The organism is Pedobacter sp. V48, assembly GCF_000523515.1.
Classification (GTDB): Bacteria; Bacteroidota; Bacteroidia; order Sphingobacteriales; family Sphingobacteriaceae; genus Pedobacter.
In genome coordinates, this window is the sequence record NZ_AWRU01000003.1 from 64343 (window position 1) to 84772 (window position 20430).

11 protein-coding genes are annotated in these 20430 nt (G+C 38.1%); 6 read left to right on the forward strand and 5 right to left on the reverse strand.

The genetic code is table 11. The annotated features are described in order from the left end of the window. Positions 1 to 30 precede the first annotated feature (30 nt). Both N824_RS03025 and N824_RS03030 read right to left on the reverse strand, forming a co-directional pair. Positions 31 to 1029, reverse strand: a complete 999-nt coding sequence (locus N824_RS03025; protein WP_048903673.1) for a FecR family protein — start codon at positions 1027 to 1029, stop codon at positions 31 to 33. Positions 1030 to 1126: 97 nt separating this feature from the next. Next, a complete protein-coding gene (locus N824_RS03030; RefSeq protein WP_048903674.1) occupies positions 1127 to 1711 on the reverse strand; it encodes an RNA polymerase sigma-70 factor in 585 nt (194 codons plus the stop codon). Positions 1712 to 2082: 371 nt separating this feature from the next. Between N824_RS03030 and N824_RS03035 the strand changes: the two genes are divergently transcribed. After that, a complete protein-coding gene (locus tag N824_RS03035) occupies positions 2083 to 3060 on the forward strand; it encodes a GlxA family transcriptional regulator (protein ID WP_048903675.1) in 978 nt (325 codons plus the stop codon). Between the two features lie 15 nt (positions 3061 to 3075). On the opposite strand, the gene N824_RS03040 is transcribed toward N824_RS03035, so the two are convergent. After that, entirely contained in the window at positions 3076 to 6051 is a 2976-nt protein-coding gene (locus N824_RS03040; protein WP_048903676.1) for a glycosyl hydrolase family 28-related protein, read from the reverse strand. Positions 6052 to 6285: 234 nt separating this feature from the next. Here N824_RS03040 and N824_RS03045 point away from each other — a divergent pair, with 234 nt between their 5' ends. Continuing rightward, a complete protein-coding gene (locus tag N824_RS03045) occupies positions 6286 to 8766 on the forward strand; it encodes a hybrid sensor histidine kinase/response regulator (protein WP_235206978.1) in 2481 nt (826 codons plus the stop codon). Here the strand turns inward: N824_RS03045 and N824_RS03050 are convergent. Then, positions 8751 to 10079, reverse strand: coding sequence for a sigma-54 dependent transcriptional regulator (locus N824_RS03050; protein WP_048903678.1), 1329 nt, complete (start codon positions 10077 to 10079; stop codon positions 8751 to 8753). The two genes, N824_RS03045 and N824_RS03050, sit on opposite strands and share 16 nt — an antisense overlap. 212 nt (positions 10080 to 10291) lie before the next feature. Here N824_RS03050 and N824_RS03055 point away from each other — a divergent pair, with 212 nt between their 5' ends. The 3 genes from N824_RS03055 to N824_RS03065 all read left to right on the forward strand — a co-directional run bounded on the left by N824_RS03055 (position 10292) and on the right by N824_RS03065 (position 13333). After that, positions 10292 to 10798, forward strand: a complete 507-nt coding sequence (locus N824_RS03055; protein WP_048903679.1) for a GbsR/MarR family transcriptional regulator — start codon at positions 10292 to 10294, stop codon at positions 10796 to 10798. 302 nt (positions 10799 to 11100) lie between these two features. Beyond that, on the forward strand, positions 11101 to 11538 hold the full coding sequence (locus N824_RS03060; RefSeq protein ID WP_048903680.1) for an Rrf2 family transcriptional regulator: 438 nt from the start codon (positions 11101 to 11103) through the stop codon (positions 11536 to 11538). Positions 11539 to 11734: 196 nt separating this feature from the next. Further along, positions 11735 to 13333 carry a S8 family peptidase gene (locus N824_RS03065; RefSeq protein WP_048903681.1) on the forward strand — a complete coding sequence of 533 codons (1599 nt, stop codon included), beginning with the start codon at positions 11735 to 11737 and terminating at the stop codon, positions 13331 to 13333. A gap of 45 nt (positions 13334 to 13378) precedes the next feature. Here N824_RS03065 and N824_RS03070 read toward each other — a convergent pair whose 3' ends face one another. Further along, positions 13379 to 15913 carry a hypothetical protein gene (locus N824_RS03070; RefSeq protein ID WP_048903682.1) on the reverse strand — a complete coding sequence of 845 codons (2535 nt, stop codon included), beginning with the start codon at positions 15911 to 15913 and terminating at the stop codon, positions 13379 to 13381. 250 nt (positions 15914 to 16163) lie between these two features. Between N824_RS03070 and N824_RS03075 the strand changes: the two genes are divergently transcribed. Beyond that, the coding region (locus N824_RS03075; RefSeq protein ID WP_200869805.1) for a putative Ig domain-containing protein at positions 16164 to 20430 on the forward strand (4267 nt) is incomplete at its 3' end.

Genomic DNA, 20430 nt, shown 5'->3' on the forward strand with positions numbered 1-20430 from the left:
CTTTTTCTGTTTACATAGTTTGATTTTTAATTAGTTAGAAATTATAATTTGATCGCCCTTTAGCTTATATTTAAAACTGGCCGCTTTACCCATAATGTCCATAATTTTAGTTATAGATTCGTTTAAAGAGCAGGTGGTATTTATACGATAATTAGGCAGTGTATCTGAGGAGATATGGATCTTTACATTGTAGCACCGTTCTAGTACCGCAACAACATCTGCTAAACGTTGATTATTGAATGTAAGATTTCCATCTTTCCATTGTTCCAGTTCCTGAGGGGAGATTTTAGCTAACGTTGCTTTTTTTGTCTTTTCATCCCAATTTACAAGGTTCCCTGGGGTAAGAACGGCAACCGAGGTCAGCTGTTTTTTAGTAGGGTCAGCTTGTCTATCCACGGTAACTTTTCCTGTTGCAACGCTTACTTCGATCGGATTTCCTTTAAAGGCCTCTATTTTGAAAGATGTGCCGAGAACCTTAGTTTGAATGTTATTGGTGTGAATTATAAATGGCCTGGCCGGATCTCTTTTTACTTTAAAAAATGCCTCACCTATTAGTTCGATTTCTCTGACATTAGAGAATGTTTTAGGGTAGCATATTTTACTGTTTGAGCCAAGATAGATTACTGTTCCATCTGACAGGGATACTATTGAACGCTGACCTTTCGGATTATAAGATTCTATAAGGGCAACCTTAGCAATTACTTCTTTTTTGTTTTTCGAGAGTTGGTAAAGGCCAAACATAAGCGGAAGAATTAGGATCGCCGCATATTTCATCCATCTTGTTGGCCATAGTTTGCTTGTTTCAGGAATACTTTCATTATTGTTTTGAACCTTTTGCATCAATTGTTGGCGGTAATTTGCCATTGCATTAAGATTCAATTCAGGCTCTTCCATCTCTTGCCAGGCTTCATCAAGAACTTCACGAAATAGATCTGCCGATTCCGGTTGTTTCAGGAATTGCTTTACCTGCTCCAGTTCGTGATCACTGCAGGTATTGTTTAAATACTTTTTAAGTAATAATTTGTTCAATTTGGTTTGGTATTTGGGCCTTCATTAGTGAATACGTAAAAAAGGAAAAATACCCTGAATGTAAAATTCAAATTTTTATTAAGTGGTTGATTTTCAGTTATAAAAAATGAATAGTAATGATTATTAGGATAAGGTTCACATGGCTTCTCATTTTTTTTCTGAGAAAAAGAAGTGCTGCAGAAACGTGACTTTCTACTGTTTTTACAGAGAGGTTTAAGTTGGTGGCAATTTGGCGGTAGCTAAGGTTCTCATGTCTGCTCATTTCAAAAACAAGCTTTCTTTGAGGGCTTAATTGATTAAGATGGACTAGGTAAATTTTTTGAAGCTCATTGTAAGAAACAGCTTCATTTGTTGTGTCCTGAATGAAAGAATCTTCTATTAATTTACAGATAGGAGTTGTAGAAAGTTCTTTTTTCCGGAAGTAGTCTATCATAGAATTTTTGAGTGCTTTAAAGAGATATGGACCTAAAGAACCCTCTTCCTGGAAGCTATCTTTTTTCTCCCAAACCTTTAACATGAGATCCATTATGAGTTCTTCTGTTATAGATTGTTGGCGAATGTATTTTAAGGCAAAAAGATTTAATTTGTTAAAATATCGTTCAAATAGCAAATCAAATGCACGGGTATTTCCTTCCCGGCATCTTTGTAACAATTCGTGATCTGGTAAACTTCTATTCGCCATTACGCAACAAAATTAGCTACTTACTTGATTTGCTTTTATTATATTTTAGTTAATTCCGGTTAACATTTATTTAACATGACCTTTTCCTAAGGAAGTCCTTCTATTCAGGTATTTGCATAGCTCAGAAACCCCTATCATTCTGTTGCTAAACGGTTTTTGGTGTTTATAAATGGTTTTGTTAAGGTACATATTTGTCTGATTTTCCCGAATTTTTTTAAAGGAATTTTTAATTACCTGAAATTTCGAGATGGCCTATTTTCGAATTTGATTAGTAAAAATGATGTGGTATGATAAATTGAGGTACCTATGGGGTGTAAATGCGTCAATGTTAGGGGGTTGATTATGACAAAACATATCATTAATTTTAGAATATGAAACATATATCTATCCTGGTTCCCAAGGGGGCTATTTTGGGGAGCCTTGAAGGATCCCGTCAATTGTTTAGTCAGGTGAATGAGTTTTTTAAAGCGAAAGGCCAGCCACCTTTATTTAAAGTTCAACTCGTAGGTTTAAGTAAGGAAACTCCGGTTAGCGGTGGATTATTTACAGTAAATACAGATCTTTTGATTGGGGATATAGAAAAAACAGACCTTATCATTATACCTGCCATTGATGGTGAAATAAACGGAGCTATAGAAAAGAATAAAGATTTTATTCCGTGGATTGTAAAACAATATAAAGAAGGCGCCGAAATTGCAAGTTTATGCCTTGGGGCATTTTTATTAGCCTCTACTGGTTTATTGAAAGGAAAGAAATGTGCTACTCACTGGTTGGCCGAAAATGATTTTAGAAGAATGTTTCCGGATGTCAGTCTTGTTACTGAGAAAATTATTACAGACGAGCATGGAATTTATTCTAGCGGCGGGGCTTTTTCTTACCTTAATCTTATCCTATATCTGATTGAGAAATATGCGGGTCGTGAGATTGCCGTTCTTTCTGCTAAAGTTTTTGCTATAGAGCTTGATCGTGAAAGCCAGTTGTCGTTTACGATATTTCAAGGACAAAAAGAGCACGAAGATGAATCGGTTAAGAAGATCCAGGAATTTATAGAGAATAATTTTCAGGAGAAAATAACCATTGATCAATTAGCTTCCATGCAAGCAATTGGCAGAAGAAATCTGGAACGAAGATTTAAAAAAGCAACATCTAATACCATTGTAGAATATATTCAAAGGGTAAAAATGGAAGCTGCTAAAATTAGCTTAGAATCTTCGCGAGAAAACATTAACGAGGTGATGTATAAAGTAGGATATACTGACAATAAGGCTTTCCGTACAACTTTTAAAAGAATTACGGGTTTGTCGCCAATTCAGTATCGCAGTAAATACAATAGAGAAATGGCTGTGTAAACTGAAATTTAATATTTATGGATATTGGCCATTTTCATTCGACTTTTTTGAGTGAATGTTTGTGAGTTTTGCCGGCGAACTTTCCCATAAGTCTTTATAATATACTGTATTTTCAATAGCGATATCTAATGAGTTTTTAAGCTTTATGATATGATTGTTGTCTTTTGCCTTGACCACTTTTATGGATGATATTTTTGCTCCTAAAACATCATCCAGAAATATTGCGTACCTGCTATCTCTTGACTCGTAATTAAAAGTGCTGTTGCTTATAGTAAGACCTTTTACATGCCGTGCCCATAGGCCGTATGACGGCTGTACATTAAGATTGGCAACATTGTATTGTCCTACTCCAAGCTCAGGTGCAAGGTTCGCGGTGTCAGAGGCTAAATTTCCTCCTTTAACTAATATGTGAACATCATTGAATACAATGTTGGTAATGTATCCTGTATGCTGGCTATTTGGGAGATTAAAATTGAGGCCCCCTTTAACTGAATCTGTATCCGGCAGTTTGTAGCCTGCAATAATTGGAGTTGCTTTTTTCTGGGTACCATCATAAGCTTTCCAACGGCCATTTTTTCCACCATAAGAACTTCCACCATATACTTCTGATACATCTATCCCATTAAGAATGATGTTTTCTACCTTTCCTATGTTTACATTTTTCACCAGTAACTCGTCGTGCTTAACTCCATTTTCTGTAAATACATACCTGCCAATCGTTGCGCCTAGAATACGGGCACGATTTGATATAGAGATAAAGAACGGAGCCCTGGTTCTGTACATTTTTGACCTGGAGTGTAGCTTGCCTGTATGCCCGCAATTTAAATGAATATCGCTGATGTGTGCGCCATCGTTAGTTGATATGGAAAAGCCTGCTTTATTAGCGCCAAGAACATAAATGTTATCAACGCAGATGTCTTTAATGTCATCGGCCGTTTCAGATCCTACCTGGAAAAGGTTGCAATTTGTGTCGCCAATAATATTACGAACTTTATAGTTTCTGGCTGGTCGGGTAAAACCAAGCGAGCAATCTGAGCCGGGTTTTATAATGTCATCTGAACTCACTTTTGAATAAATGTTGGTGGCGGTAACATTATTACATCCCATAAAATCATAGATGTCTCTGGCATTAGATTGACTATCCTTTGCTAAGTAAGTATTGTGTACATTGATGTTATCAGTACCCGTAGCGAGCAGGACGAAATGGCCGGCCCGGTCTATTTTTAACATATTGTCGTGATCAAATATTTTTGACCCATCGTTTCCAATATAGTAGGGTTCGTCTTTCTCCGCATCATACCATAGATCTTCCTCACGATGAATACCTCCAATTTCAAGGTTGGTACATAGCTTTAGGGTGAACATTTTGTCGGCTCTATTGTCTGGAGCGTTTTTCATTACGTTATCACCATTTACAAGATTCCCATTTCCAGTGATTAAGCCATTACCTATAATTTTTACATTGTCTAATCTTTCACCAAAAAACATGGCATTTCTGAAATAATGATGTCCGACGTCCTGTTTTGTCATGTAGTTTTCTGGATCTGCATAGGGGCCTGGATCAGTAGGAGACAGGCCTGATCTATATTTTTTATCACTAAACCATGTGGATTCAGGAGCGTCAGCCCCTTTTATAGCCTTAATGATTGCATTTTTGCTTATGTATAAATAGACGTTACTTTTTAAATGAATGGTGCGAACATTATATGTCCCTTGAGAAAATAGAAGCGTGCCGCCACCAATTTGATTTAAGTGAGCAATGGCTTTATTAATCGATTCTGTGTTGTCCTCTTTTCCATCAGCAGTTACCCCAAAATCCTTTATGTCCATTTTGCCCGAATAGAAGTATGCCATGTTGGATGTGTCTTTGCGCGTGCCCTCCGTAATTAATAATCGAAACGCGTATAATTTATTAGCGACCAGATTTGATATTGTTGCCGTGGATTTTTGTTGATCGATACGCGCCGATGCTTTAATCCAGCGCTTTCCTTTGTCGAGTGATTGCATCAATTGAATATGGTTGTTTTTTTTATTAGATCCCCATTTAAAAGTCGCACTGGCATATGTTAAAGGAGATTCTTTGTATTGAATGTCTTTCTTGAGAACCCTTTCAAAGTCTGAAATGGTTTTGGTTGCAGTTAGGATTGCAATCTCGGAACCTATGCCTGGGCTTTTAAGGATTTCAGGCTTTGATGTGGTATAGCTAGCTTTGAAAAGGTATTTGCCTTCCACGGGTAAGCTTACATTAGAAATGACAATTTTAAGGTCGGCACCGTTTGCAGGTCGTAGATCGAGATGTTTAAAGTTAAGTATTTGTCCTTTTGGCGTTGATAGAATAGTTATGCTGCCTACCATTGAGTAGGAATAGCTGTTTCCAGTGCGACCTATAGACTGTTTGCTAAGGTTTTTTAATTTAACATCACCACGTCCAATAACATTTACAGTTGTATTGTCTAAGGTAGCATTAACACCTTTTGGTAGTGAAATACTTACAGTAGCATCCGGACTTCTTTGGCCGGCTGTAAAATATAAAGTAAGATTTGTGTTTGTATTGGCTGTTATCTGCTGTTTATCTAGTTGCAGACTTCCTCCTATGGCCATAGGCTGTAATTTAATAATATACTTTTTTTCATTTTGTTTATCCTCGGAAATAACAACAAGTCTGTCACCTGCAGTTAATGAACCTTCAGTTTTTGAATTGCCATCTTTAGCAATGATCTGATATGTTTGAAAAGAACCATCTTTAGATCTTATTTGCCGTCTAAGCTGATTTACGGTTGTGTTGGTTGAAATTAATCCCTTATCCTCGGGTGTATCAACGGTGAATAAATACGTGCTTCCGGTAATAACAACAACAGTGTCGCCCTTAATAACAGCCACGTGGGTGGCGTCGTTAGCAACTGTGATTTCCACAGCTGTTCTTTTTATCGCCTTTGCTTGTGAAAGTATTGATAATAGCGCAACAGATGTGAATGCCAGTAATTTCTTCATATTGGTTTGAATAGGACAGTTAAAATTCGATATTAATTATTGAATTTTTTTGGCCAATTACTCAGTTAAACTGGCATTAATAAGTGGAGTTTTTTAAGCTGATTAAGCACTTTAAGGGTTAAATGGAATAATACTTGTAGTTAGTTAAATTGCAATGCTAAAATGGAAATACAAACATAGTATTGGCGTTATAATTAAAAAGTTAAGATGAATAGTACCCCCAGAAAGAGTTTCATGAAATCGATAAAAGGTAAGGTTATAATAGCTTTACTTTTGGCATGCTTTGCCCTTTTTATGGCTTGGGGTGTGAGTAGGGTGGCATTTAAGGAAATGCTAAACACTGTTGAGAACATCTCTGCTCCGAGTGAACGGTTAAGGGTCGTTAACGTTATTTCCAGGAAGATTAGCAGCCTTGATCAGTTGCAAAAAAAACAAGCCTTTAATGATCCGGGGAACTACAGGAAGCTTTTTAAAGAATCGCGACAGCTAAGATCTATTTTAGACAGTTTAGGGTTTTTGTATACTAATGATTCTATTCAATTGAATCGAATAGCTACTATAAAGAGGCTTTTGAGTGAGCGTGATAAACAATTTATTAACTATTTAAAAGTTAGGGAGCGTTTGGTAAATAATAAATCGTTTTCTGCGCAGGTTCAAAATATTAATGCCATTGTTTCTAAAAGTGCTGAGCAGGCAGACAGTACCATTCTTGCTACTGAAGAAAAAACATCTACAACAACTATTTACCCTAATGAGGACAAACCCAGAAGTTTTTTTGGGAAGCTTTTTGGCAGAAAGAAAAGTGAGAATGATAACTCCATCAGAATTGTAAGTGAAGAAAAGGTAAAAAGAGATACCATAGCGTTATCTGCTGAAGAGAAAATGGCCAGTGATTTGAAAAAATCATTAAAGATTATTGAAGATGATCAGAAACAAAAGAATGCTAGTTTTTTAAATAGAGAAGCTGTGCTTGCCAATGCCAACAGTGTATTAATTAGTCAGATGTTGGACATTCTAAGAAAAGTTGAGAGCGAAGTGGTAAGTCAGATAGAGGTAAACGGAATTCAGGCGAAAAAGGTCGTAAATACAGGAATTAATACTATTTCGTTGATCATGCTTGTTTTTTTGGTGCTGACCGGGGTATTACTGTATCTTATTTTGACTGACATTACCCGAAGTGGGCGATATAGGAATGAATTAGAATTGGCGAAGGATGAGGCAGAATATCATGGAAGGGCAAAACAGCGTTTCCTTTCGAATATGAGTCATGAGATCAGGACGCCTCTGCAATCAATAATTGGTTATGCGGAGTTGATTAAGCAGCAGGAATATCCGCAGGCTAAAGATATTGATGCGATTTATCACTCATCAGAACACCTGTTGCAAATTGTTAATGAAGTACTTGATTACAACAGGATCATATCCGGTAAGTTCACTTTCTCTAATAAAGTATTTGATGTAGGACAACTTTTAGCTGAAGTTATCTCGGTAATGCGGCCGCAGGCTGAGGCTAAATCATTAAAAATGGTTGCCGATTTTGATTTGAAAGGGCTTAGATATATTTACGGGGATCCGTTTAGATTAAAGCAGATCCTTTATAACTTATTGGGGAATGCAGTGAAATTTACTCAAGTAGGGGAGATTGTGCTTTCCGCATTTTACAAGAGGCAAAACGAAAATGTCCATTTTACATTTATAGTTAAAGATACAGGTATTGGACTTTCTGAGGAAGATGGTAAATTAATTTTTAACGAATTTGAACAGATTAATACCATTGAGAGTGAAGTGGTAAATAGTACCGGGACAGGGCTGGGGTTAACAATTATAAAATCACTTGTTGAGAATCAGGGAGGCAGAATATATGTTAAGAGTAAGGTGAATGAAGGAAGTGCTTTTACGGTATACCTATCTTTTACTTACGCGAATGAACCAGAGGTTGATAATACTCAGCTTTCAACGTATGAACCGTTGTCGCATCTTAAAGTATGGATAGTTGACGATGATCAATTAATCCTGGATTTATGTGAGATTATCTTTAAAAAGAACGGTATTACTTATAAAAGTTTTAACTCCCCAACGCAGTTATTAAATGCTGATTGGGATCCTTATGTTAGTTATGTTCTAATGGATATGCGAATGCCTGAAATGGATGGCATAAAGCTGTGTAAATTTTTGAGAGAGAAAGTGGGGAATGATGTAAATATATATGCAATTACTGCCCAGGTTTTGCCTGATGAGCGTGCCTTTTTATTAGAAAATGGCTTTGATGGAATTGTAATGAAACCATTTAGAGAAGCAGAACTTTTAGCTGCCCTTCTTGAGCATCCGGGCAATAGCGAGCCCTTATCATATGAGTTAGTGCTTGATTTGTCGTCATTAAAAAAAATGACATATGGGGATACAGAGCAGTTGAATAAAATTCTTTTAAGGTTTAAAGAAGATTGCCAGAGTGATAGCGATGAAATTAGGCTGGCAATAGCGGAAAGTGATGTAGTGGTAGTGCGTTTACTGACACACAGACTAGCTGGAAGAATAGCTCAGATTGGTTCGAAAGACCTAGCAAAGGAATATAGGGAATGTGAATTGAAATTGAATAATATAGAACAGCTGAATGAGCCTTTAAAAGCTGAAATAATAGTATTGCTTGAAAAGCTTAGCGGACTTTTGGAGAAAGTTGATGAGGAATTGAAAAAGCCCGATTATTCTATTTCGTAACGTTCCATCTTACTGTATAGCGTTTTTCTATCAATATTGAGCAATTTAGCAGCTTTTGATTTGTTGTACTTTACCTTTACCAGGGTTTCCATGATAAGTGCTTTTTCATTGACTTCATTAATTGCTTTGAGATCTGATCCACTAGGTTTAGGGGTTTGATTGATAGCTACGATCATCTCTTCCGGTAAAGAATCTACTTCGGCTGTCTCGTTTGGAGTTAATAACACCATCCGCTTAATTACATTCTTAAGTTCTCTTAAGTTTCCCGGCCAGTCGTACTGAAGCAACAATTCTTTAGCCGGAGCGGATATATTTAAGACATTTCGCTGTAGTTCAGCATTTGATAGCTTAATGAAATGATTGATGAAAAGCTCAAGGTCTTTCCCGCGATCCCTTAATGCCGGGAGATGTATTTTAAATTCATTGAGACGATGGTATAAATCTTCCCTGAAAGACCCATTGCTTACACTTGCTTTTAGATCGTCGTTTGTAGCGGTAATGATGCGAACATCAACTTTGATGGTTTTAGTGCTTCCAACAGGCTGTATTGTTCTCTCCTGAAGTGCTCTGAGGAGCTTAACCTGGACCTCATAACTTAAATTTCCAACCTCATCTAGAAAAAGGGTTCCTCCACTGGCCATTTCAAACTGCCCTTTTTTATCATTTAATGCTCCGGTAAACGCTCCTTTAGCATGACCAAAGAGCTCACTGGCTGCGAGATCCTTGGAAAGTGCTCCACAATCTATTGCTATAAAAGGTTTGTTTTTGCGTTTACTTTGCATGTGCAACGCTCTTGCAGCATATTCTTTACCGGTACCACTTTCCCCCTGAATGATGACAGACATATCTGTAGGTGCAACCAGATTTATATGTTCATATAGCTTATCTGCAATAGCACTTTTCCCTTTTATGGCGTCTGTATGCTCTACCGAGTTACTTATGCTTTCGGGCTCTTTTTTGCCCAATGCATTATTGATAATCATTAACAATTCCTCTGGATTGACAGGTTTTGTAATATAATCGAAGGCGCTAAGTTGAATAGATTTTACAGCAGTTCTCACATCATTAAAGCTTGTCATGATGATGATAGGCTGTAGGGAGCCCTTTTCCCGAAGATGGGCTAGTACATCCAGACCTGTTCCATCAGGCAAACGATAGTCGACTAAAAGTAAATCGAAGGTTTGTTTTTCCAGTATTTGGAAACTTTTTTTTACTTCGTTTATAGCTAATGGCTCGTGCCCATGCTTTGTTAAAAAGCCTTCTAATATCTGAGAAAAAGTTAGATCGTCTTCAATAATGAGTATTTTCGCCATAGGGATTAAGCAGGTAAATATTAGCAAAAATACAAAAGCCAGACGAAATTTGGCTTTTATTCGACACAAATTGCTAACAGTTGACTTTTATGCCATCTAACCCCCTGTTTCATCTATAAGCTGCCATTTTAACAAGATAGGTGACTTGTTATTGCATTTGCTTAAACTTTCAGTAATTTTTGAACTTTTGATATTTAAATCTATTTTTGAGTATGGAATTATCAGAAGGAAGATTGAAGTTTATTGAAGCCTGGGGTAAATTGGGCTCTGAATGGGGGATTAATAGGACTATGGCTCAGATTCATGCTTTACTTCTTATTTCTCCTGAAGCATTAACCACTGAAGATATTATGGAAGAACTTACCATCTCCAGAGGAAATACCAATATGAACTTAAGAGATTTAATTGGTTGGGGACTTGTAGAAAAGCAACATAAATCTGGTGAACGTAAAGAGTATTTTTACGCAGATAAGGATACATGGAACATTGCCAGACAGGTGGCTAAAGAAAGAAAGAAGCGTGAGCTGGACCCTATAATTAAGCTTCTAAACGAGTTATCTGAAGTGAAAGGCGATGATAAGGATCGAAATTATAAAACATTTAGAAGTTCAGTAAAGGATATAAACAAACTCGCAAAAAATGTAAATAAGACTCTGGAAACGATGTTGAAGGCAGAGGAGAGTTGGTTTTGGGGTTCTATTTTTAAAATATTCAAATAATTTTTCTAAAGTTTCAATATAAATTGATAGTTTAGAAAGATGTTCTGCTTTGGCTCGCATGCTTGAAATGAGGTCGAGATTTTCGATTTATTGCATTGTCAACATTCGTAGACCTTGTTGCCTTGGCAGTTAGTCTACATAAATGGCAAATTGCTCTTCCTTAACAAATCAATAGTAAGAACTTAAAATAATGTTCGGTAAAAACCATAGATTATACTATAAAAACACAATTTGTTAACTATTTAGTTAAATTATCTTTGATGAAGCTTTACTATACTTATATCTTTTCTTAGCTTTGTTATATGCTGTCTAAGAAAACGAAATATGCGATAAAAGCACTGGTTGCTCTTGGTAAGAACACTGGTAACCCTCCAATGCAAATAGTCAGATTAGCTGAACAGGAAATGATTCCAAGGAAATTTTTGGAACAGATCCTGTTAGATATGCGTAATGCAGGATACCTTTATAGTAAAAAGGGCGCCGGAGGTGGGTATAGTTTAAATAAAGACCCCCAAGATATATTTCTTGCTGATATCCTGCGCATTACTGACGGGCCAATAGCAATGGTACCTTGTGCAAGTTTGAAATTTTATCGGAAATGCGATGAGTGCCACGACGAGGTAACTTGTGGAATTAGAAAAACATTTATAGATGTAAGAAATGCCACGTTAAATGTATTGGCACAGACTTCTATAGCTGATGTGATCGCTCGGGAGACTGACGAAAACATTGTGTCTTAAATCATACCGGTTAAGGAATTCTATGAAATGACGCTTCAATTATAGTCTTATCTTAAGATTGGAATACATTTTGCTTTGATATTAGGGAACCAGATATTTTATATCTGGTTTTCTCGTTATATCGGGTGATAATCACACATTTGTTATTAACTCCCTGAGATATTATTTAATTAACTTTGTTTTAAAACTTATATATATGAATAAAAAGAACATGAGTAATTTTTCTAGCCGGATACTTGGAATGTCGTTATTGATGATTATTCCTTTTATGTCCTTCGCTCAAAAGCCTAATTGGCAAAACCTGGATCTGAAAGCAGATTCTACATTTGGAATTAGTACAGAAAGAGCATATACCGAATTACTGAAAGGTAAGAAATCTACAAAAGTAATCGTTGCTGTTTTAGATGGTGGCGTTGATATTAATCATGAAGATCTGAAAACAGTAATCTGGATAAACAAGAAGGAAAAAGCCGGTAATAGCAAAGATGATGATAAAAACGGTTATGCTGATGATATAAATGGCTGGAACTTTCTGGGATCTAGTAAAGGATCAATTAACTATGAAACCTTAGAGTTGACCAGATTAGTGCGAAGAGATAGCGCTAAATTTGGAAAAGCGGATGCAACTTCAGTTTCTGCAAATGATCTGCCTGCTTTTGAAGCATATCAAAAGAATAAAGCCGAACTGGATAAAGAGCTAGCTGAAGCAAAGGAAGGATTAGAAAATTATTCGGCTATTAAATCTGCCATTGATGATTTAGTAAAGAAGATAGGTAAAGATAAACCCACTATTGAAGATATTCAGGCATTTAAACCATCTTCCGATGTTGAAACAAATATTCAGAGAATATTATTGCAGCAATTAAAAAACACCACTTTCGATGAATTTTATAATGCTCAGATATTGGCAGGCTATGAGCACTTTAAGTCTCAGGTTGATTATAATTTAAATCTTGATTACGATCCAAGAGCCATAGTGGGTGATGATCCTAATAATAGTAAGGAGAAATTTTATGGGAATAATGATGTAGCTGGTCCGGACGCCAGACATGGATCTCACGTTGCCGGTATTATTGGCGCGGTGAGGAAGAACGATTTGGGTATTGATGGTATAGCGGATAACGTAGCCATCATGGCTGTTCGCAGTACGCCAAATGGAGACGAACGTGATAAAGATGTTGCAAATTCAATCCGCTACGCAGTTGATAATGGAGCAAAAGTTATCAATATGAGCTTTGGTAAATCTTATTCGTGGGACAAAGCTGTTGTAGATGACGCAGTTAAATACGCTGTTTCCAAGGACGTTCTAATTGTACATGCGGCAGGCAATGATAATGAAAATCTGGAAGTAGCTAAAAATTATCCGAATCCAAATTACGAAAATGGAGGGACAGCCACCTCGTGGATTACAGTAGGGGCATCTGGACCAACAAATGATGAAACTATAAAAGCTAGTTTCTCGAATTACGGAAAAAATACGGTTGATGTTTTTGCTCCTGGAGTAAATATAAATTCTACTGTACCTGGTTCTAAATATGAAAAACTAAATGGAACAAGTATGGCTTCTCCAGTAGTGGCTGGTTTAGCTGGGTTGATTCGTTCGTACTATCCGAAATTAACCGCAATAGAGGTTAAAGATATCATTATGAAATCAGTTGTTAAGGTAGAACAAAATGTTACAATTAAGGATAATGATGAGACGACCAAGACCGTACCGTTCTCAGATCTTTCTGTGACAGGAGGGATAGTGAATGCGTATAATGCATTAAAACTTGCCTCTGAATATAAAAAATAATCTATGCAGATGATACCAATCACCAATTAGGGATTGGTATCATCTTTAAAATCTTTTTGTTTCGTTTGGTAAAGCGAATAAATGGTGAGATATTTTATTGTCTTCCATAAAACAAAGACGTTCGTATTTATACTCATTAACTTTTACAGGGTCTTTTAGTGCTGTAAAAATCTCAATAATAAGATTATATACACTTAGTGAATTCTTGTTCATCTGATTTCTCTTAAAAAGTTCAAGGCATTCGTTGCAGTAATTAAAAGCCATTGTATATTCTCTTCTGTTTTTGGCCTGATAAGCCTGCATTAACTTGATCAATGATTCCGTGTACTTTGTGATCCTAAATCTGGATTTATTATCTGCCAATGAAACAAGAACCTGTTCTAATCTATCAGTTTTTTTATCAGGATTTATCTTTGAACTTACAAGTGCAAAAATGGCCATTAAAAAAATCGACATAGGTGCCCTTTTTGAAAGGGCTTTAGCATGATGCCTAGAAACCGCATTAATAAGGTGCAGTGTACTCGCTTTCTCATCAAAGAGCTGATCCAATATAACAATGAGTAAATAAGAAATGGCTTGTTGAGGAGTTACATCATTCGGATCTTGCATTAAGATTAGCGCCTCAATATCATTAAATGTCAATTCCTCCTGAGAAGAAGGTACGCCCATGATCTTAGCATGAATCATGGAGATAATATTATGAGGAGGTATTAACCATTTGGCGCTCTTAAACTGAGCTAATATTTCAATTCTTTCCTTGATCAGTTTGGTGTCTAAACTTAAAATATCGAAGAAGGCTAGCAAGGAATGATATATTAACAGATTTTCATTTGTATCCGCTACTTTGATAAGGACTGATATCGCTTCTTTATAACAAGAGTCTATAAAATCGAAATTGATGAGCTCTTTAATTATGATATCATGAAGCTTATGCTCTCTTAATAATTTGATGGTTTCAGGGCTATATTTATTCCGGTATTCTAAGTTCTCAGCTATAAAAAGAATTAGGTAATTCTTTTCGTAGTTATTTAGTTCGAGATTAAAAATGTAAGTTAAAGACTTAAAATCGCCAATCCTTATAATAAATCTGATCGTCCACTGCAGGAGCTGAAATCTAGCATTAGTATTCTTGTATTCCTCCTTAATGTAATCGAAGAAAGAGCTGTCCACCTTTAGGTGAAATTTTTCTAAGAGTTCAATGAATAAAAAATACTCAAAAATGTGAGGATGAATAAAACGAACATATTCCCTTGGATGGAATTCTTGCTGGCTTTTTTCTTCCATAAGTATTCCTTCGGATAAAAGTTCCATGTATGCATTTTTGAATGCCGACAATTCACTTATAAGGTCATCCTTTGGTACGGAATTACCGTTTTTTCCATAATCGGTTAACTGAATTATTTTCTTTAGGAAAAGGATTTTTTCAGTATAATAATTCGATCTGTATATCTTGTCTTGAATAAAACGAGATGTTAACTCATAGAAAGTAATATTTGTAGAATAGTTAAAGTACGGGTCTTCCTCTTTTAACTGGTAATAGAGCTGAATATGAAATGGAAATTTTAATTGAGCTTTAAGTTTTGAATTGATTTCATTCGGATCGATTTTGTTAATTTTTGTTAGGATTAAATCAACTTCTTTTTCTGTAAGTGGTGGTACATTTGAAACATCATTAACATTAAAGTAATTTCCAGGAAACCACTTTGTTTTTAAATAGGCAGAATGCCTTATTCGATCATAAAATCTGATCCAAGTGGTGGATCTCATACTCATTACCAATTTAATACATTCATTATCTTCAATATTGCATATAAAATTAATGATGCTTTCGAACAGCTGTTTTTTAAGATCGGCCTTGACCACTACTTCCGAAAAGCCATCAAGAAAGATTACGAATTTTCCCCCAGATGCATTATAATTTTGCTTAATGTAGCTAACTAGACTATCCTTAGGGTGAATTCCCAATTGCAACTTTAGTTGATCTTCAAAATTTGGAGATATATGGTCTTTGTTAAAAAAACTATAGGCTGTAATAAAAAGCAGGGTAGAGTCTTTGTACTCCGGAAGATTACTGGTAAGGAATTTTTCGGCCAGATGGCTGAGTAAAATGGTTCTGCCATAACCAGGTTGAGAAATAAAACAAGTAAAACTATAGCTATTGTTAAAGAAATCCTCAAAATCGTGTTCGGCAAATTTTCTTCCTATCGTCAATTCATATGGCATTCCCGAACGGTTCCTCACACTTTTGAGCGTGAAGTCGGTTACTTTGGTTGCCTTATCGTGAATTTCTTTCCATGTGCGAAGAGAAGTCTGGTTGCTGAGGTTTAATGAGCTATTTCCAGTTTCAGGATATTCTTCATTAACATACTCTGATAATGTAGTTATGGTAAATTTGGAGAAGTTGTGTTTAACCATAGCAAAGCCAAACAGCCTCTTAATAGTGGTTTCACTAACATTCTTGTTCAATGTCTTGCTGATCTCAATTGAAATTCTTTTACAATCTGCAGGTGTGATGGTTCGAATTCCTGTTTTGGATAGAATTAAGCTTTTGAGTTCGTTTAAGATAAATGTTTCATCCATACATTATAATTCAGCGTCAAATTCTTGAACGAAACGAATATAATGGTTTAAGTAGGAACAATGAATATTTCTTCCGTGGATAAAAAATGAACATCAATGAATTTATTTTGTAATCATCTGTTTTACAGTATGTTATTTATTTGCCCTTAGGTTTGTTTGTTTTTTTTATTCAAAAATGAACAAAATGAATAACAAATACGGCTTTTGGGGCCTTAAATGAACAATTCGAACGTGGTTTGCGATCTAATCTATGAGTAAAATTGTACCAAGTAAATTAGATAATCTCAATCCCTCTCCTATGAAATGGACATCTACCCTACCAGGAAATCTTAAAAAGTCTATTCTTGTTCTTATAAGTATTATAGCAATAACGTTATTAAATACAAATTCGTATGCGCAAGCAAAACAACGTGTTTATGCAAGTACTGATAATGAAGGCACCCTTGGTCTTTGCCTGGGTTGTAATGTTGCCAATCGCGGAAATGCAATAGATTTAACAGGCGACTTTCTAAACACAGCTTCAACTATTTCAGTTGGAATAGGTGTTGGAGGACAGAAATATCAGGAACTTATTTTTCCTTCAGGTAGCTTGCCAACAGGAACTACCGGTTCAGTAGTTAAGGTTTCAACCGGAGGCTTACTAAGTGTAAGTGCATTAGGGGCAATAACGGCACAGGCCTATAATGGTTCTAATGCTGTTGGAAGTCCGGTAGATGCGGGATCATCATTATTGAACCTTCTTGCAAGCGGTAATCAGGCAGAGATTTTTGTCCCTGCTCCGGGCGCCGCCTATGATAGGATTCGGGTTAAGGTAAACGGGGGATTGCTTGGGGTTGCGGCAAGTATTAATGTATACCATGCATACTTTTTAAAGGATGCTATAAACGGCGCATGTGATGCTCCAGTTGAAGAACTTCACGGCATCGTTGGAAATATTGCTGCTCTTGGAGCGGTAGTGGATCCTAAAAATGCCATAGATGGGAGTGAAGCAACAAAGTCAGTTTTAAATGCAACAGTAGGAGTTGCGGGCTATGCTCAGCAAACCATTGTGTTTTTAGGGAATTCCGTAATCGGAGATTCTGTTCGCATGGTCGTATCGACACCTGCGGCATTAATTGAAGCACAGCTTTTAAATTCTATTTCAATTCAAACATTTAACGGAAATGTCCCAGGTGAGGTAGTCGCGGGATCCGGTGGGCTCTTGAATTTGAGATTACTTAGCGGGGGAGGCAATACCGCAGTGATTACATTTGCGCCTACAACGCAATTTGACAGAGTACAAATAAGATTAGGAGGAGTGTTAAGTGTTTTAGCCTCTATAAATCTACATGAGGTTAGCAGAGTAATGCCTACAACTACAGAAATAAATGGAGTGGTTAGCAAATCTGCAGTTGTCTGTATCAACGATCCTGTCGTTTTAAAAATAAATAGCCCACAGGCGGGCGCAACTTATACATGGTATACCCAGGCTTCTGGGGGTACTGGGACTGCTGGTACAACTTTTACACCTGGAAATCTAAGTGCGGGTATAAATAAATTCTATGTAGAAGCTAAACGAACTGATTGTACCAATACATCACCTCGCACTGAAGTAAGTATAACGGTTAATGATCCAATTCCGCCAGTTGTAACTGTTCCATTGCCTATATGTAATGGAGGAACGGTTACCCTGCAGGTGGATTCACCTGTCCCCGGCCAAACATACAGATGGTATGATGTTTCTACAGGGGGTACAGCTCTGGCAACTGGTGTAACTTTTAACTCACCAGCATTAACTGCTAATAAAATATATTACGTTGAATCCGTAATTGGGGCTTGCGTAAGTCCAAGGACTGCTGTAAATGTAACTGTAAGTCCTATAGTTGCTCTTGCGGTGATAACAACCAACAATGAAGTTATCAGTGCAGGCCAAACGGCTACCCTTCAGGCAACAGCCGATGCGGGCAATACCATTAAATGGTATGCAGCAGCAACCGGCGGACCATCATTGGCTACCGGATCAAGCTTTACCACTCCGGCTTTAGCAGCTACCACTACTTATTATGTAGAGACTGAAAATGCATCAGGTTGTGTGAGCTCATCAAGAGTGTCGGTGAAAGTAACGGTAACCAGCGGACCTGTAAATCCGAACTGTAATGCAGCAACCGCCCAGCAGAGCGGTATAGATGGTCTGTGTTTATTATGCGGCGTTGACAATCCTGGTGCATCTACCGATGCCAACGCGACCAATTTCACCAGCATCCATTTGGCTGTAGGTGTAGGGGCGACCGGTTATCAGCGTCTGATTTTTGCAAGTGCAGGATCAGCTACCGACAGTATCCGTTTAGATCTTGAGACCCCAACAGGTCTTGCAGATGTGAGCGTACTTGGAGGTGCTACTGTTACCGTACTGAACGGTACAAGTGTGGTGAACAGCTATCCGCTGAATTCGACTCTTTTAAAACTTAAACTATTAAGCGGCAACAGGTTTAAAGCTACTGTACCGGCTGGGGGTATCTACGACAGAGTAGAGATCCGTTTCGGTGCATTGGTTTCTGCTTTAGACAATTTAAATATATATGGTGCGGAAGTTATTTATCCAAACCCAACCGTAACCTCAGGTGATCAGTCGATCTGTTCAGGCAGCACAGCTGTACTGAAAGCTACTGCTAACGGAGGCACTACTTTAAGGTGGTTTGCTACGGCCAGCAGTACCACAGTACTTGCCACCGGGGAGACCTTTACTACCCCTGCACTGACGGCTACTACTACCTATTATATAGAAGTAAGCAAGGCTGGTTGTGCAAATGTAGAGCGTGTACCTGTTAAGGTAACGGTAAACCCGGCAATTGTTTTTGCGACTACAGTACTGAGCAATGCTACAGTAAACTCATCTTATTCAAAACAGATCAATGCGGCTACCGGTGGTACGCCAGCATTTACCTATACCCTTGCAGCAGGCAGCAGCTTACCGGCAGGGCTGACTTTATCAGCTAACGGTACAATTGGCGGAACCCCGACAGCATCCGGAGACTTCACTTTCTCTGTTGTTGCAACCGACAGTAAGCTGTGTACGGCAACAGCGGCTTATACTTTAAAAGTAACAGCAGCCTTGTCGCTTCCTGCGGCTACTTTGCCAAACGGCATTGTTGGTACCCCATACCCTACGCAGACCATACCGGCCGCAATAGGAGGTACTACACCATATACCTACGCTGCCACTAATCTTCCTCCGGGTCTGACCTTTAACCCGTCGACCAGGGAGATCACAGGTACCCCTACACAGAAAGGTACATTTGTAATTCCTGTTACGGCTACTGATGCGAACGGCAACAGTGTATCGAATGATTACACCATTATTGTAAGAGATCCATTGGTATTGCCTGCGGCTACCCTGGCAGATGGCACCGTCGGTGTTCCTTATCCTGCACAGACCATTCCGGCAGCAACAGGGGGATCAGGTCCTTATACTTACAGTGCTACAGGCGTACCTGCAGGACTGAGCTTTGATCCTTTAACCCGTACCATCACCGGTACACCAACTACAAAAGGTACCTTTACTATCCCGGTAAAAGTTACCGATGCAGACGGTAACAGTGTTACCAGAAATTATACGATAAAAGTAAGCGATCCACTGGTGCTGCCGGCAAAAGTTCTGGCAGACGGTACAGCGGGTACACTATATGCTACCGAGACCCTTCCATCCGCAACAGGTGGTACCGGTCCTTATACTTATGTTGCCACTAACCTTCCTGCGGGATTAAGCTTTAATACTACTACCCGTCAGATCAGTGGAACACCAACCCAGTCTGGTTCCTACAATATAAATGTAGAAGTTACCGATGCGGTGGGCGCAAAAGCTACGCAGATTTATGCTTTAAAAGTAAACGGGGTATTGTCACTTCCTACAGCGGTATTACCGGCTGGTCTGGTAGGTACAGTTTACCCTGCCCAGACCTTACCTGCTGTAACCGGCGGTACCTCACCGTATACCTATGCTGCAACAGGTGTGCCTGCAGGGCTGAGCTTTGACCCTTTAACCCGTAAACTTACAGGTACCCCTGCAACAGGTGGGAACTATACGATCAAAGTAACTGCAACAGATGCGAACAACCTATCTACCAGTACAGATTATGCATTGGTAGTAAATGTTGGGGCACCCGTAGTTGCGGGAGTTACGACCTGCAGTGGTACTACAGCAACACTGACCGTATCCAATACCCTTACGGGAGTAACATACAGGTGGTATGCTTCAACCGGCAGTACTTCGATAGCTACCGGATCAAGCTTTACCACTCCGGCCTTAACGGCCACTACTACCTATTATGTAGAGGCAGTATCAGGTACAGCAGTAAGCAGCCGCACTTCGGTGGTTGTTACCATCAATGCTGCTCCTGCACTGGCAGCCATTGTTACCAATAACGAGACCATCAGTTCAGGCCAAACAGCTACGCTTCAGGCAACAGCCGATGCGGGCAATACCATTAAATGGTATGCAGCAGCAACCGGCGGACCATCATTGGCTAASCTAAGATCGG